Annotated in this window: 13 protein-coding genes; 8 read left to right on the top strand and 5 right to left on the bottom strand. The window is 74.1% G+C overall.

What is annotated here, in order from left to right; genetic code table 11:
- Positions 1–78 precede the first annotated feature (78 nt).
- Complete coding sequence (locus tag MNZ29_RS13580; protein WP_242355566.1) at positions 79–348, top strand: hypothetical protein; 270 nt, start codon at positions 79–81, stop codon at positions 346–348.
- A 105-nt stretch (positions 349–453) separates the two neighbouring features.
- On the opposite strand, the gene MNZ29_RS13575 is transcribed toward MNZ29_RS13580, so the two are convergent.
- Positions 454–2,514 (bottom strand): AsmA family protein, encoded by a 2,061-nt coding sequence (locus MNZ29_RS13575; protein ID WP_242355564.1) that lies wholly within the window; start codon positions 2,512–2,514, stop codon positions 454–456.
- A gap of 102 nt (positions 2,515–2,616) precedes the next feature.
- Here MNZ29_RS13575 and MNZ29_RS13570 point away from each other — a divergent pair, with 102 nt between their 5' ends.
- Positions 2,617–4,227, top strand: a complete 1,611-nt coding sequence (locus tag MNZ29_RS13570) for a phospholipase D-like domain-containing protein (protein WP_242355562.1) — start codon at positions 2,617–2,619, stop codon at positions 4,225–4,227.
- 5 nt (positions 4,228–4,232) lie between these two features.
- On the opposite strand, the gene MNZ29_RS13565 is transcribed toward MNZ29_RS13570, so the two are convergent.
- From MNZ29_RS13565 to uvrA, 3 genes are read right to left on the bottom strand one after another with little or no spacing between them, the layout of a single operon-like run.
- Complete coding sequence (locus tag MNZ29_RS13565; protein ID WP_242355560.1) at positions 4,233–4,643, bottom strand: VOC family protein; 411 nt, start codon at positions 4,641–4,643, stop codon at positions 4,233–4,235.
- A gap of 37 nt (positions 4,644–4,680) precedes the next feature.
- On the bottom strand, positions 4,681–6,618 hold the full coding sequence (gene pepF / locus MNZ29_RS13560; protein WP_242355558.1) for an oligoendopeptidase F: 1,938 nt from the start codon (positions 6,616–6,618) through the stop codon (positions 4,681–4,683).
- Positions 6,619–6,666: 48 nt separating this feature from the next.
- Positions 6,667–9,582: an excinuclease ABC subunit UvrA gene (gene uvrA, locus MNZ29_RS13555; protein ID WP_242338896.1), complete on the bottom strand. Its 2,916-nt coding sequence runs from the start codon at positions 9,580–9,582 to the stop codon at positions 6,667–6,669.
- A gap of 275 nt (positions 9,583–9,857) precedes the next feature.
- On the opposite strand from uvrA, the gene MNZ29_RS13550 reads away from it, so the two are divergent.
- The 5 genes from MNZ29_RS13550 to cutA all read left to right on the top strand — a co-directional run bounded on the left by MNZ29_RS13550 (position 9,858) and on the right by cutA (position 13,970).
- A complete protein-coding gene (locus MNZ29_RS13550) occupies positions 9,858–10,754 on the top strand; it encodes a DMT family transporter (RefSeq protein ID WP_242338895.1) in 897 nt (298 codons plus the stop codon).
- A complete protein-coding gene (locus tag MNZ29_RS13545) occupies positions 10,751–11,701 on the top strand; it encodes a DMT family transporter (RefSeq protein WP_242338892.1) in 951 nt (316 codons plus the stop codon). Before MNZ29_RS13550 ends, MNZ29_RS13545 begins: the two co-directional genes overlap by 4 nt.
- A gap of 150 nt (positions 11,702–11,851) precedes the next feature.
- A complete protein-coding gene (locus MNZ29_RS13540) occupies positions 11,852–12,406 on the top strand; it encodes a chalcone isomerase family protein (RefSeq protein ID WP_242338889.1) in 555 nt (184 codons plus the stop codon).
- A gap of 65 nt (positions 12,407–12,471) precedes the next feature.
- Positions 12,472–13,617 (top strand): acyl-CoA dehydrogenase family protein, encoded by a 1,146-nt coding sequence (locus MNZ29_RS13535; protein WP_242338887.1) that lies wholly within the window; start codon positions 12,472–12,474, stop codon positions 13,615–13,617.
- Positions 13,618–13,637: 20 nt separating this feature from the next.
- Positions 13,638–13,970 carry a divalent-cation tolerance protein CutA gene (gene cutA, locus MNZ29_RS13530; protein ID WP_242338885.1) on the top strand — a complete coding sequence of 111 codons (333 nt, stop codon included), beginning with the start codon at positions 13,638–13,640 and terminating at the stop codon, positions 13,968–13,970.
- A 28-nt stretch (positions 13,971–13,998) separates the two neighbouring features.
- Here the strand turns inward: cutA and MNZ29_RS13525 are convergent, their stop codons facing one another.
- Positions 13,999–14,343, bottom strand: a complete 345-nt coding sequence (locus MNZ29_RS13525; protein ID WP_242338883.1) for a hypothetical protein — start codon at positions 14,341–14,343, stop codon at positions 13,999–14,001.
- 38 nt (positions 14,344–14,381) lie between these two features.
- Here MNZ29_RS13525 and MNZ29_RS13520 point away from each other — a divergent pair.
- The coding region (locus tag MNZ29_RS13520; RefSeq protein ID WP_242355556.1) for a serine/threonine-protein kinase at positions 14,382–15,546 on the top strand (1,165 nt) is incomplete at its 3' end.

Raw genomic sequence — 15,546 nt, 5'->3', positions numbered from 1 at the left:
ACACCGCTCGGGAGGCCTCTCTACGCTGCATCCGGTTCGCGGCCGCCTGCGCGGTACGTCACCCACGGAGGTTCACACATGATGAAGACCCTGCTCGCGGCGACGGCCGCGCTCGCCCTCCTCGCGGCGCGACCTGCGTCGGCGTGCGACGGCGACTGCAAGAACTGCCCGCAGCATGCCCAGGCCGCCGCTGCCGGCGAGGGGAAGAAGGGCGCGGAGGCCGCGCCTGCCGCCCAGTGTCCCTGCGCCAAGGAGGGCAAGGCGTGCAAGTGCGGCGAGAAGTGCCAGTGCCCGCACTGTGCCGCCCACAAGGGCCCCCCGAAGAAGGCGGAAGAGAAGAAGAGCTAGCCCGGACGTCGCCGGATCCGAGGCCGACGGCTGCTCCGGAGACGGGGCGGCCGTCGCACGTCTCGAGCGCGGGTGAGCCGTGAATCGCTGAGGGTGCGCGGGCCGTCACCGCTTCCCGCCGAATCCCTTCAAGAGCCCCTCGACCGCGTCGCGCCCGCGCTCCACCTGCTTGCGGGCGCCCTTCACCGCCTCGTGCGCCTCCCCTCGCGCGAGGTTCGCGACCGCGGTGTCCGCTCGCACCGAGACGCTGGGCGACTCGAGCGTGCCGCCGAGCGCGAGCGGGACCTCGAGCGTCTGCGGCAGCGGCAGGCCGCCCGGGACGACGCGGGCGAGCGCCGCCTTCGGGACGGAGGACGTGCCCTCGAGCGCGAGCCGGCCGTCGAGGCCGACGCGACCGCCGAGCGCGAGCTTCCCGAACGGCGTGTCGACGGTCACGGGCGCCCTCGCCACGAGGAACCCGTCCTTCACGTCGAACTCGCCGGCGAGGTTCTTGAACTCGGTGCGCCCCTTCGCGCCGCTCACCTTGCGGGCCGCGCCGCCGCGGCCGAGCTGCTCGAGCCCCCGCGCCACGCCGCCGAGCACCGCGTCGCCGAGGTCGGTCGTGACGAGCGCGCCGTCCTTCACGGTGAGCGCGGCGAGGCCGGTGAGCGCCTGGCGCAGCTTCGCCCAGTCCGTCCCCTTGCCGACGACGTCGAGCGTGCCGTCCAGCTTGCCCGTCAGCGGCTGCGCGCCTGCGAACGCCTGCAGCGCGCCGCCCAGATCGAGCGCCGAGAGCTTCGCGGCGAGCCTCCAGGTCGGGACCTTCTCCCCGAGCGCGATGTGCGTGCCGGCCCCCGAGACCCGGCCGCCGAACACGGCCGCGTCGAGCTCCTCCACGGTGAGCACGCCCTTCACGAGGCTCACGCGGGCCTTCACGTTCTTCGCCTGGAGCCGGCCGCTCCTCACCTCGGCGAGGGCGACCGTTCCGCGGACGCTCGCGGCGCGGAGCCGCTCGCGCATCGCGGCGGGCACCAGGTCGCCGCCGCGCGGCGGCGCCGCCTCCGCCTTCTCCGGGAGGAGGCCCATCACCGCGTCGAGATCGAGCAGCGACCCCGTCACGACGAACCAGGCCGCGAGCGGCGGGGTCCCGACGGAGGCGTGGCCGCCGAGGTCCACGCCGGGGCCGCGGAGCGTGAGCTCGGTGAGATCCACGCGCGAGGCGGCGGGCCGCGCCGGCGACCAGGTGGCGAGCGCGCGGAAGTGGCCCGACGCCGGTTGGCCACGGAGCCTCACGTCCTTCAGCCCGCCGGAGCCGTCCACCTTGTAGGCCCGCCCTTCGCCGGTGGTGACCTTCGCCTCGAGGGACGCCGCGCCGCCGCGGACGAGCGCCCCGAGCTCTGCGGGGAGCAGCGCGCGGAATCGATCGAGCGGGAGCGCGCCGATCTGGAGCCCGCCCGTGATGAGCGGCCAGTCCTCCGGCCGCCGGGGCACCCCGTCCGGCAGGTGGTCCACCGAGAGCTGCGCGTGGAGGTTCTGCTGCGCGCTCGCGAACGCCGCCGCGACGCGCACCTCGAACGGGAGGCCGGGGCCGACGCCCGTCGCCTCGAGATCGAGCTGCTCGAGCGCGACGCCCGCGTCGTCACGGCCCGCGCTCCGGTCCACGAGCCGGATCGCCGCCCCCTCGATCCGAACGCGCTCCACCACGACGCGCGTCGCCGCCCCCGCGACCTGCGGCGGCTCCGCGGCGGTCTCGGGCTTCCCTTCGCCGAGCCCCGCGTAGTTCCAGGTGCCGTCCTTCGCGCGGACGAGGTTCACGATGGGCTTCACGAGCACGACCGAGCGGACCTCGACGTCCTTCCCGAGCGAGCGGAGGAGCGGCCACAGGCCGAGGTGCACGTCGAGCGACTCGGCGGCGACGAGCCCCGGCTCGCCCGCGCGGCCCGCCACGGTGAGGCCCCGCAGCGCGACGCGGGCCTCGGGGAGGAGGTGGAGCTTCGCGGTCGTGACGGCGACCTCCCGGCCGAGCGCCCGGGACGCCTGCGAGAGCACGAGATCCGCGACGCGCCTCGTGACCGCGGCCGAGTCCACGAGGAGGAGGAGCGCGGCGACGAGCACGACGAGGAGCCCCGCCGCGGCGCCCGCGAGGAGGAGGAGCCTGCGCGCGACGGGACGCCCGCCGGTCGCCATGGTCGAAACGTCTGCTCCCGCTGGCGGGACCGCAAGGGGCGCAGCGCGCGGCTGCCCGGGCGGGAGCGTGCAACGAGGGCTCCGGCGGGGAATGCTTGGGGTGTGACTCGTGCCCAGGGATCGGCCGTCCTCCCCACCGCCCGGGGCGCCGCGGGCGCTCCGGGCGGCCGCCGCGCGGGCCGCGCGACGCTCCGCTTCGTGGCCGAGCAGGCGTTCACGCGGGCCGCGGGGGCGCCGCTCGTGGGGGGCAACGCGGTGCGTCTCCTGCGCGACGCCGGGGAGAACTTCCCCGCGTGGCACGAGGCCATCGCGGCCGCACGGGAGAGCGTGCTCTTCGAGGCGTACATCTTCGCGGACGACCGGGTCGGCCGGCGGTTCGCGGAGCTCCTCGCGGAGAAGGCGCGCGCCGGCGTGCGCGTGCGCGTCCTCCACGACTGGCTCGGCGGGATCGGCGAGGCCTCCTCGCGCTTCTGGCGGCGGCTCGCGGACGCGGGGGTCGAGGTCCGCACGTTCAACCCGCCGCGTCTCGACAGCCCCATCGGCTGGATGGGGCGCGATCACCGCAAGAGCATCGTCGTCGACGGGCGTGTCGGCTTCGTCACCGGGCTCTGCATCGCGGAGCGCTGGGCGGGCGACCCGGCCCGCGGCGCGGAGCCGTGGCGCGACACCGGCGTGGAGGTGCGAGGGCCGGCCGTGGCGGATCTCGCCCGCGCGTTCGCGCAGGTCTGGGACGAGGCGGGAGCGCCGCTCCCGGACGAGGAGCTCCCGGACCCCGCTCACGTGGCCGCGGCGGGCGAGGTGGCGTTGCGCGTCGTCGCGAGCGAGCCCGCGACGGCCGGGCTGTACCGGCTCGACCAGCTCGTCGCGGCGATGGCGCGCCGCTCCCTCTGGATCACCGACGCGTACTTCGTGGGCACGGCGGCCTACGTGCAGGGGCTCCGCGCCGCCGCGCACGACGGCGTGGACGTGCGGCTCCTCGTGCCGGGCGACTCGGATCTCGGCCTCGTGAAGCGCCTCTCGGTCGCGGGCTACCGGCCGCTGCTCGAGGCGGGGGTGCGGATCTTCGAGTGGAACGGGGCGATGCTCCACGCGAAGACCGCCGTCGCGGACGGGCGCTGGGCGCGCGTGGGATCGTCGAACCTGAACCTCTCCTCCTGGCTCGCGAACTGGGAGCTCGACGTCGCGATCGAGGACGAGGGCTTCGCGCAGCGGATGGAGGACGCGTACGAGGAGGACCTCGGGCGCGCGACGGAGATCGTGCTCGACGCGCGCCGCCGCGTGCAGCCGGTCCGTCCCGTACCGCGCCTGCGCCGGCCGCGACCGCCGGGACGGCGGCGCCGCCGCGAGGGCTCGGCGGTCGCCGCGGCCGGCGCGCTCCGCATCGGCAACGCGGTGGGCGCCGCGCTCGGCGGCTATCGCGTGCTCGGCCCCACCGAGGCGCGCGTCCTCGCCGTCGCCGCGGGCGTGGTCCTCGCGCTCGGCGCGGTCGCCGTACTCTGGCCGCGCGTCATCGCGACGCCGCTCGCGGCCCTGGGCCTGTGGCTCGGGATCTCGCTCGCCGCGCGGGCGTGGCGGCTGCGGCGGCACGGGGCGGGCACTCCCACCCCCGTGGAGCGCTCCGCCGAGGAGGCCGCCGTGGCCCGGCGCGCGCTCGCCGGGGAGGCCGACCCGGACCGCGCCCGCGAGGACGCGGGTCGCGACGCGCGCGCCTGAGCAGCTCAGCCGGTCGCGATGGCGTCGTAGCCCCGCCCGCTCAGCTGGAGCAGGCAGAGCCCGTGCCCGAACGGATCGGCGAGGAGCGCGAGCCGGCCCCACGCGTGCGCCTGCACGTCGCCCTCCTGGGTCGCGCCCGCGGCGAGCGCGCGGCGGAGCGCGGCGTCGAGGTCGGGCACGACCACGTCGAGGTGGACGGGGGTCCAGTGCCGCGCGAAGTCCCGCACCTGCGCGGACGCCGCGCTCGCCCGGCTCCCGGGCGCCTTCGCGAGGAGGTCGATCGGGCACGGGCCGCCCAGCATCTCGACGCCCCCCGCCCCGAAGCGGCGACCGGGAAAGAGCGAGAGCGCCTCCGAGTAGAACCGGACGGCGCGCTCGAGGTCGGGGACGTCGACGCAGATGCGGAGCTCGGTCATCCGGGACGTGTAGCGCGAGCGCCGGGCGCGCGCCCGCTCAGCGCGCCGCCCGCGGGTGTCCGGCGCGCCCGAGGATCGCGTCCATCTCGTCCATCACGCGGTTCATCTCGTCCATGGCGGCGGCGAACGGCGCGGAGGTGGTCATGTCGACGCCCGCGTCCTTCAGGAGGTCGATCGCGTAGCGCGACCCGCCCGCGGAGAGCATCGCGAGGTAGCGGTCGCGGGCCGCGGTCCCGCCCGTCGCCGCCTCCTCGCGGATGGCCTTCGCGAGCGAGGTGGAGGCGACGAGGCTCGTCGCGTACTGGAACACGTAGAAGTCGTAGTTGAAGAAGTGGGGGACCGAGGCCCACTCGACGCCGTAGCGCGCGTCGACGCGGCAGAGGCCCTGGGCGTGCCCGTAGTACTTGCGGACCAGCTCGAGGTAGAGCGCCGAGAGCGCCTCCCCCGAGAGCGCCTCGCCCTTCTCGGCGCGCTCGTGCACGGCGAGCTCGAACTCCGCGAACATCGTCTGGCGGAAGAGGGTGGTGCGGAGCGTCTCGAGGTGCCGGCCGAGGAGGAAGAGCCGCGTCGCGTCGTCCTTCGTCCGGTCGAGGACCCGGTGCAGGAGCAGGTTCTCGTTGAGCGTCGAGGCGACCTCGGCGACGAAGGTCGGGTAGTCGTACTTGGGGAACGGCTGGGCCCTGGCGGCGAGGGCCGAGTGCATGGTGTGGCCGGACTCGTGCGCGAGCGTGGAGACGTCCTCCCACTGCCCGTTGAAGTTGAGGAGCTGGTACGGGTGGACCGCGTACACGCCCATCGAGTACGCGCCCGAGCGCTTCCCGGGGCGGGGGAGGAAGTCGGTCCAGCGGCCGTCGAGCGCGCTGCGCAGCGCCTCGACGTAGGGCGCGCCGAGCGGCGCCACCGCCTCGAGCGTGAGGGCGACGCCCTCGGCAGGCGTGTAGCGCCGCTCGACGTCCTTCACGAGCGGCGCGTAGAGGTCCTCGTAGCGCAGCTCCGAGAGGCCCAGCATGCGCTTGCGGAGCGCGAGGTAGCGGTGGAGCGTGGGGAGGCTCCGGTTCACGTCGGCGACGAGCTGGTGGTAGACCGCGGGCGGGATGTTGGCGGCGAAGAGCGCCGACTCGAGCGACGACCGGAAGCCGCGCACGTCCTTCTCGAAGCGGTGCGCCTTCACCTGCGCGTCCATCGCCGCGCCCAGGGTCCGCTCGTAGGTCTTCACCGCGTCGAAGAAGGCCCGGAACACCTTCTCGCGGTCCGCCGCCGACGGCGCCGTGCGCGCCCGCTGGTAGCCCGCGGGATCGAGGCGGACCGCCTCGCCCGTGGAGAGCCTCACCGTGGGCCAGGGGATGTCGGCGTTCGTCAGGACGCCGTGCACCGCGGGCGCCGCGCCCTCGAGCTCACCCGCCTGCGCGACGATCCGCTCCTCCCGCGGCGAGAGGGTGTGGTCCTTCCAGCGGAGGAGGTCCGAGAGGAAGAAGTCGAACTGGGCGAGGCGCGGGTCCTCCTTCAGGAACGCCTTCACCTTCGCCGCGTCGACGGCGAGGAGCTCCGGGCGCACGAACGAGGCGGCCGCCTCCAGCTCGACGCCGAGCCGCTCCGCCTCCTGCCTCAGCTCCCGCGGGCGCGCCGCCTTGACGTCGCCGTCGCTCCTCAGCATCGCGTAGGCGAAGAGCCGCTCGTACCGCTCGCGGAGCTGCGCGAGGTCCGCGAGGCCGTCCGCGAGCGCCTTCGCGGAGGCGCCCAGGCGCCCCTCGTGCCGCCCCCGGAACCCCGCGACGTCCTTCCCGAGCGCGGCCTTCGCCTCGGACCAGGCGGCGTCGGAGGGGTAGAGCGCGGTGAGGTCCCAGCGGAGCGCCTCGGGGTCGGTCGCCGCCGTCCTCGAGGCCGGGGCCGGTTTCGACGCGCTCTTCGGAGCGGCGTGGGCGGCCGGGGGGGAGACGGCGGAGGCGAGGCAGAGGAGGGCGACGAGGGTGCGCATTACTCTCCCTTTGCAGGGGACGGGCCGGCCGCGCAAGGAGGCGCCGCGCTACGCCCCCACCCGCTGCACGCCCCTCGCCGCGCTCTGCCCCGGCGCGCGGCGTGCGCGCTGCCGGTGCGCCTCGAGCACCTTCCCGAGGTACTGCCCGGTGTAGCTCTCCTTCACCCCGGCGACCTCCTCGGGCGTGCCCTCGGCGATGACGAGGCCGCCGTCGGCGCCGCCCTCGGGGCCGATGTCGATGATCCAGTCGGCGCACTTGATGACGTCGAGGTTGTGCTCGATGACGACCACCGTGTTGCCGGCGTCGACCAGCCGGTCCAGCACGGCGAGGAGCTTCTTCACGTCCTCGAAGTGGAGTCCGGTGGTGGGCTCGTCGAGGATGTAGAGCGTCTTGCCCGTGCCGACGCGGGCGAGCTCGCGCGAGAGCTTGATCCGCTGCGCCTCGCCGCCGGAGAGGGTGGGGGAGGGCTGGCCGAGCTTGAGGTAGCCGAGGCCGACGTCCTCGAGCGTGGTGAGGATGCGCGCGATCTCGCGGTGGTGCTCGAAGAGCGACTTCGCCTCGGTGATGGAGAGATCGAGCACCTCGGCGATGTTCTTGCCCTTGAAGGTGACCCGGAGGGTCGCCTCGTTGAAGCGCTTGCCGCCGCACACCTCGCACGGCACGAGCACGTCGGCGAGGAAGTGCATCTCGACGAGCTTCATGCCGTCGCCCTGGCACGCCTCGCAGCGTCCGCCCTTCACGTTGAAGCTGAAGCGGCCGGGCTGGTACCCGAACGCGCGCGCCTCGGGCGTCTGCGCGAACACCTCGCGGATGGCGTCGAACACCTTCGTGTAGGTCGCCGGGTTCGAGCGCGGGGTGCGGCCGATCGGCTGCTGGTTGATGTCGATGACCTTGTCGATGTGCTCCCAGCCGGTCAGCGCCTGGTGCTTCCCCGGGACCTCGCGCGTGCCGTACAGGTGGCGCATCAGCGCGGGGCGGAGGATCGCGTTCACGAGCGTGGACTTGCCCGCGCCGGAGACGCCCGTGACCGCGGTGAAGCGGCCGAGCGGGAACGAGGCGGTGAGGTCCTTCAGGTTGTTCTCGGTGGCCCCGGAGATGGTGATCGCGCCCTTGTCCTCGCTGCGGCGCCGCTCGGGGACGTAGATCTCCTTGCGCCCGGAGAGGTACGCGCCGGTGAGCGAGTCGGGATCGCGCTTCACCTCCGCCGGCGTCCCCGCGCTCACGATCTCGCCGCCGTGCGCGCCGGCGCCCGGGCCGAAGTCCACGAGCCAGTCCGCCTCCTCCATCGTCTCCTCGTCGTGCTCGACGACGATGACCGAGTTGCCGACGTCGCGGAGCCGCTTGAGGGTCGCGAGGAGCTTGCCGTTGTCGCGCTGGTGCAGCCCGATCGACGGCTCGTCGAGGATGTAGATGACGCCGGTGAGCTCGGAGCCCATCTGCGAGGCCAGGCGGATGCGCTGGCTCTCGCCGCCCGAGAGCGACGGGCCGGGGCGGTCGAGCGTGAGGTAGCTGAGGCCCACGTCCAGCAGGAACTTGAGCCGGTTCTTGATCTCCTTCAGGAGCTCGTCGGCGATCTTCGCCTCGCTCCCCTTGAGATCGAGCGAGCCGAGCCACGCGTGCGCGTCCTGGATCGTGAGCCGGGAGAGATCGACGATGCCCTTGCCGCGGATGCGCACCGCGCGGCTCTCGGGCTTGAGCCGCTCGCCGCCGCAGGTGTGGCAGGGCTTGTCCGAGAAGTAGCGCATGTAGTGGCGGCGCATCGCCTCGGAGCCCGTCGCCTTGAGCCGGCGGTAGAGCTGGTTCACGACGCCCTCGAACTCGATGCGCCAGGAGCGCCCGCCATTCGACGCACCCTCGGTGCCGTAGAGGATGACGTCGCGGTGGAGCTTCGGCAGCTTCGCCCAGGGCAGGTCGAGGTCGATCTTGAGCGAGCGCGCGAGGTGCTCGACGAACTCGAAGGTCCAGCCTTCGCCGCGCTCCATGCCGCTCGCCCAGGGCTCGACCGCGCCCTGGCGGATCGTGAGCGAGGGGTCCGGGATGATGAGGTCCGCGTCCATCTCGGCCCGCGTCCCGAGCCCCTGGCAGTCGGGGCACGAGCCGAGCGGCGAGTTGAACGAGAAGTTCTGCGGCGCGAGCTCGCCGAAGCTGAGCCCGCAGGCGTGGCAGGCGTTGAGCTCGGAGAAGAAGCGATCGTGCTTCTTGTACTCCTCGGGATCCCCCGCCCCGACCCGCTGCTCCTTGTCCGCGTCGGCGACGACGAGGGTGCCCTTCCCCTCGCGGAGCGCGGTCTCGATCGAGTCGGTGAGGCGGGAGCGGATCCCCTCCTTCACCACCAGGCGATCCACCACGAGCTCGATGTCGTGCTTCAGCTTCTTGTCGAGGACGAGCCGGTCGGTGAGCTGGTGGATCATCCCGTCGACGCGCACGCGCGCGAAGCCGCGCTTGGCGAGGTCGGCGAGGAGGTCCCTGTACTCGCCCTTGCGGTTCTGGACGAGCGGGGCGAGCACGAGGATGCGGGCGCCCTCCGGGTACTGGACGATCGCCTCGACGATCTGCTGGGCCGTCTGCTTGCCGACGGGCCGGCCGCACGAGGGGCAGTGCTGGAGGCCGATCGAGGCGTACAGCACGCGCAGGTAGTCGTGGACCTCGGTGATGGTCCCGACCGTGGAGCGCGGGTTGTTCGAGGCCGCCTTCTGCTCGATGGAGATCGTGGGCGAGAGCCCGCGGATGGTGTCGTACTTGGGCTTCTCCATCTGCCCGAGGAACTGGCGCGCGTACGACGAGAGGGACTCGACGTAGCGGCGCTGCCCCTCGGCGTAGAGGGTGTCGAACGCGAGCGAGGACTTCCCGGACCCCGAGACGCCGGTGAACACCACCAGCTTCTTCTTCGGGATCTCGAGAGCGACCGACTTGAGGTTGTGCTCGCGCGCGCCCTTGACTGAGATGAATTCGGGCTCGCTCATGTGGCGCGTTGTCTAACGGAACGTGGCTCTTTTGGCCAGCCGCGTTGTCCCCCGGCGAGGCGTCGTGGACCCGACCCGGCGACGCGGCCGGAGCGGCGGACGGGCGCCGCCTTCCCCCGCCGGGACGATGGTGATAGACGCGGATTCCCGTGAGTTCCGCTCCCCCGCAGCCCTCGCGCTCGCCCGGCGCCGCGCCCCTCGCGCCCGCCACGGCCGGGCCTGCGACCGGGCCCACGGCCGGTGCGCTCTACCCCGTGCGTCCGGGGGAGCGGGCGATGGCCCGCGCGCGGCTGCTCCTCTTCGGCGCGGGGGTCTTCTTCGGGCTGTCCGCCGTGCTCGCGCGCGTCGCGACGCAGGCGGGGATGAACGGCGGGCAGGTCACCTTCGCCCGCTTCGTCCTCGGGATGGCGTTCGTCGGCGGGATCTTCGTCGCGCGTCCGGGCACGTTCCGCCCGCGCCGCAAGGCGCTGCTCGTCTCGCGCGGCTTCTTCGGCGGCATCGCCGCGCTCCTCTACTTCCTCTCCATCGAGCGGATCCCCGCGGGCGAGGCGACCCTCCTCAACAACACCTTCCCGATCTGGGCGGTGCTCCTCTCGCTCTTCGTCCTGAACGAGCGCCCGACCATCCACCTCGGCGTCGGCCTCGCGCTCGCGAGCGCGGGCGTGTTCCTCGTCCTCGGCGGCGGCGGGGTGAGCCTCGGGCTCGGGGTGGGCGAGATCCTGGGCATCGTCTCCGCGGTGTGCGGCGGCGCGGCGGTGACCTCCATCCGCGCGCTCCGGACGACGGACAACGCACCGACCATCTTCTTCGCGTTCGCCGTCGGAGGCGCCGCGGCCTCGCTGCCGTACGCGTTCGCGCCGTGGCCGAGCGCGCCGCTCGCCTGGCTCGCCCTGGCGGGCGTGGGCGTCGTGGCGTTCCTCGCGCAGCTCTTCATGACCGAGGCGTACGGCGCGCTGTCCGTGCCGGAGGCGGCGCTCTGGCAGCAGCTCACGCCCATCGCGAGCTACCTCTGGGCGCTCACCATCGGCGAGCGGATCGGCGGCTGGACGCTCGTGGGCGTGCTGCTCGGGGTGGCCGGGATCGTCTACGGGTCCGTGCTCGGCCACCGGCCTCGCGAGGCGCGCTCGCCGGAGGCGGCGCTCGCCGCCGGGCTCCCCGCGGAGGAGCCATGAGCGAGGGGGGCGGGCGGCGGCCGGGGGCCCCGGCCTCGCCCTCCCGCGGCGCCGGCACGAAGTTCCGCGCGCGCCTGCTCCTCCTCGGCTCCGCCGCCTCGTTCGGGCTCATGGCCGTCCTCGCGCGGCTGCTCTCCACGCGCGGGGAGACGTTCAGCGCAGGGCAGCTCACCGTCGTGCGGTTCGTGGTCGGCGCGGCGGTGTCGCTCGTGGCGTTCCGCGTCCGGCCCGGGCTCTACCGGCCGCACAACCGGCGGCTCCTGTGGACGCGCGGCGTGTCGGGCGGCATCGTCGTCGTCCTCTACTTCCTCGCCCTCCAGCGCATCCCCGCGGGCGAGGCGGGGATGCTCTACAACCTCTTCCCGGTCATCGCGACGGTGCTCTCGATCCGCACGTTCGGGGAGCGGCCGACGATCCACCTCCTCCTCGCGCTCCTCCTCGCCACCTTCGGGGTCGCCCTCGTGCTCGGGAACGGCTCCCTCCGGCTCGGGCTCGGCGCGGGCGAGGCGCTCGCCGTCGGGGCGGCGGTGTTCGCCGCGCTCTCCGCGGTGGTCATCCGCGCCATGCGCGCGACCGACAACGCCGCGACGATCTTCTTCTACTTCTCCCTGGGCGGGCTCCCCGTCGCGCTCCCCTTCGCGCTCGGGCCGTGGCCCACCGCGCCGGGGCCGTGGGCCATCGCCGCCGTGATGGGGCTCGCCGCGTACTCCGCGCAGGTGCTCATGACGGAGGCCTACGGCGCGCTCAGCGTCGGGGAGGCGGCCGTCTGGCTCCAGCTCACGCCGCTCGCGCAGTACCTGCTCGCGGCGGTGCTGCTCGGGGAGCGGGTGTCCGCGGCGGGCGGCCTCGGCATGCTCGTCGGCGTCGCCGGCGTGGCGTATGGCACGGTGCTCGGACACCGGCCGCGCAGCGCGGTGTCGCCGCCGCGTCCGGGCGTTCCGCGCTGAGCGCCCGCCATCGCCGGGCCAGTTCAGGGCCCTCCCGGCGACGCGGCGCGGCATGGGCAGCCCGAAGCGCGCCGCCCCGCCCGGGTCCGGCGGTCGGAGGGTGAACCCGGGTACAACGGGGGACCACCCGCCACGACACGGAGAGTCACGATGAAGAAGCTCGCCGCCGCCGCCCTCGCGCTCGCCGTCGCGCTCCCCGCCCACGCGAAGAAGGTCGCCGGCGTGGACTTCCCCGAGACCATCGAGGTCGCGGGCAAGGCGCTCAAGCTGAACGGCGCCGGGCTGCGCAAGAAGTTCATCATCAAGGTCTACGCGGGGGGCCTCTACCTCACCGAGCCCTCGCGCGACGCGGACGCCGTCATCGCCGCCGACGCTCCGAAGCGCGTCCGCATGGTGTTCCTGCGCGACGTGACGAAGAGCCAGATCATGGACGCGTACCGCGACGGCTTCCGCGCCAACTCGGGCGGCCCGAACCTCGACGCGCTCCTCCAGCAGCTGAAGACGATCGAGCCGGCGATCCCGAACATGCGCGAGGGCGGGGAGATGTTCGTGACCTACGTCCCCGGCCAGGGGACGATCGTCGGGGCGGCGGGCGGGAAGCCCGTGACCGTTCCGGGCAAGGACTTCGCCGACGCGATGTTCCGCAACTGGCTCGGGCGCGAGCCCGCCGACGGAGATCTGAAGAAGAGCATGCTGGGCCGGTAGCGGCTGCTGGGCGCGGCCCTCCTGCGCCCTGGCGGGGCCGCGCGGGCTCCGGTATGCGAAGGCGCATGCCCGGGCTCGATCCGTTCACCGAGGACCACCAGGCGTTCCGGCGCACCGTCCGCGAGTTCTGCGAGCGCGAGCTCGCGCCGCACGCGCGCGCCTGGGACGCGGCCGCCGAGTTCCCGCGCGCCCTCTTCCGCACCTTCGGGGAGCTGGGCTTCTTCGGGATCCGCCACCCGCCGGAGTGGGGCGGGTCCGGGCTCGACTGGTGGTACGTCGTCGCGTACGCCGAGGAGCTCGTCCGCTGCCGCAACGCGGGGCTCGCCATGGCCATGCTGGTCCACGGCGAGATGGCCATCCCCGTGATCGCCGATCTCGGCACGGACGAGCAGAAGCGCGAGTTCCTCGCGCCCGCGATCCGCGGCGAGCGCATCGCGGCGCTCGCGATCTCCGAGCCGGACGCGGGCTCCGACGTGGCGGCCCTCCGGACGACCGCGCGGCGCGACGGCGACGACCTCGTCGTGAACGGCGCCAAGACGTGGATCACGAACGGCGCGCGGGCGGACTTCCTCACGCTGGCGGTCCGCACCGGCGGGCCGGGCCACGAGGGCCTGTCGCTCCTCCTCTTCCCGACCGACACGCCCGGGTTCCAGGTCTCGCGCACGCTCGAGAAGGTGGGGAACCCGTCCTCCGACACGGCGCTCCTCTTCTTCGAGGACTGCCGGGTCCCGGCGCGCTGGCTGCTCGGCGAGGAGAACCAGGGCTTCTACCACGTGATGGCGAACTTCCAGGGCGAGCGGCTCGTCGCCGCGGTGCAGGCGGTGGCCGGGATGCAGCTCATGGTGGAGGACGCGCTGCGCTACGCCGGCGAGCGCAGCGCCTTCGGCCGCCCGCTCGCGCGCATGCAGGTGTGGCGGCACAAGCTCGCCGAGCACCTCACGGCCATCGAGGCGGCGCGCTGGCTCACCTACCGCGCCTGCGATCTCCTCCAGCGCGGCGAGCCGGCGGTGAAGGAGATCTCCATGGCGAAGCTCTTCGCCTGCGACCTCGCCCAGCGCGTCGCCTACGACTGCATGCAGCTCCACGGCGGCATGGGGTACGTGCTCGAGACCGACGTCGCGCGCGCCTGGCGCGACGTCCGCGTGATGACCATCGCCGGCGGCACCTCCGAGATCATGAAGGAGATCATCTCCCGCGCCGCCGGGATGTAGCGCGGCGAGGAGGCAACGCCATGCCCGACGCCCTCGTGGTCCTCGTCACCGCGCCGTCCGCCGAGAAGGCCGCGGAGCTCGCGCGCGCCCTCGTCGAGGAGCGGCTCGCCGCCTGCGGCAACGTCGTCCCGGCCATCCGCTCGATCTACCGCTGGGAGGGGAAGGTGCAGGACGAGGCCGAGGCGCTCCTCGTGCTCAAGACCACGCGCGGACGCTTCGAGGCGCTGCGGGAGCGCGTGCTCGCCCTGCACCCCTACGACGTGCCGGAGGTGCTCGCCCTGCCCGTGGAGGCGGGGAGCGCGCCGTACCTCGCCTGGCTCGCCGGGGCGACGCGCGAGACGGGTGAGACGTGAGCGAGGTCGCCGGGGGACGCCACGCGCCTCACTTCTTCCGGAAGAGCGCCTCGAGCGCGTCCCGCGGATTCTCCTCCGCCGGCGCCGGGGCCTCTCCGAACAGCGCCCCGAGCTGATCGCGCGCGGCCCGCGAGCTCTTGCGGCGGCGCGAGGCGCCGTCGCCGAGCTGGAACAGGTCGCAGGCGTTCGAGGCGATCTTGTCGATGATGTGCTCGGCGTGGGGCTCGCGGCACTCGTGCGCGGAGCCCTCGTCGTAGTGGCGGCAGTCGATGCAGCAGTGGAGGTCGGCGTCGCACTCGGGGCAGGTGGTCCGACGTCCCACCGGGCCGTCGATCCGGAGCGTCGCCCCGCACGCGTGGCAGCTCGTCGGCATGCGGTTATCATAAGCCCCCGGGGGGGACGGGCGCATCGATGCAGAAGCCCATCCCGTATGGCCGCTACGTCCTGCTCGATCGCATCGCGATCGGCGGCATGGCCGAGGTGTACGTGGCGCTCCGGCGCGACGACGCCTCCGCGCGGCTGTACGCCCTGAAGCGCATCCTCCCGACGCTCGCGGAGGACGGCGAGTTCATCCAGATGTTCCTCGACGAGGCGCGGCTCGTCGTCCAGCTGGACCACCCCGGCGTCGTGCCCATCCACGAGCTCGGGAAGCACGGCGAGGGGTACTACATCGCGATGGAGTACGTGCCCGGGCGCGACCTTCGCGCGCTCGTGCAGCGCACCCGGGCGCGAGGCGGGCTGCCCGTGCCCCTCGCGGCCTACCTCGGCTGGCGCGTGGCGGACGCCCTCGATCACGCCCACCGCAAGCGCGACGCGCGCGGCACGCCGCTCCAGATCGTCCACCGGGACGTGTCGCCCGCGAACGTGCTGCTCGGCTTCGACGGCTCGGTGCGGGTCATCGACTTCGGCATCGCCCAGGCGGCGCTCCGGACGCGCCGCGACGCCGCCCTCCGCGGCAAGTTCGGCTACATGAGCCCGGAGATGGCCTCGGGCGGGCCGGTCGACCGGCGCTCCGACGTCTTCGCCCTCGGGGTCGTCCTGCACGAGCTCCTCACCGGCGCGCGGCTCTTCACCGGCCCCTCGGAGCTCGCGGTCCTCGAGAAGGTCCGCCGCGCGGAGGTGCCGGCGCCCTCGCGGGTGAACCCGGCCGTGCCGCGGGGGCTCGACGCCGTCGTGCTCCGGGCCCTGGCGCGCGATCCGGCGGAGCGCTTCGGCTGGGCGAGCGAGCTCCGCGACGCGCTCGTGCCCTGGACGCACGCGGGCTCGCCCGCCGGCGATCCCCCCGCGCTGGCGCGCTTCATGGCGCTCGCCTTCCCCGACGAGCTCCGGCGTGAGCTCGACCGCGTCGAGGAGCTCCGCCGGACCGATCGCGCGCCCGCCGAGGAGGTCTCCCCGCCCGAGAAGACCCAGGTCATCGCGCTCAGGCTCGACGAGCTCCCCGCGTCCCCGGTGGTGGACGAGCCTGGCGCCCGGCCCGCGCGGCGGGGCAGGCGCGTCTCGCGCGCGGCCGCGGCGATCGGCGCCGCCGCGGGCCTCGCCTTCGCCGCCTCGCTCGTGCTCGCCGCGACCTCGCCCT

It is taken from the genome of Anaeromyxobacter sp. SG64, from assembly GCF_022690745.1.
GTDB lineage: Bacteria > Myxococcota > Myxococcia > Myxococcales > Anaeromyxobacteraceae > Anaeromyxobacter > Anaeromyxobacter soli.
The sequence above is the reverse complement of the archived record's forward strand: the minus strand, read 5'-3'. Positions and strand labels throughout refer to the sequence as shown.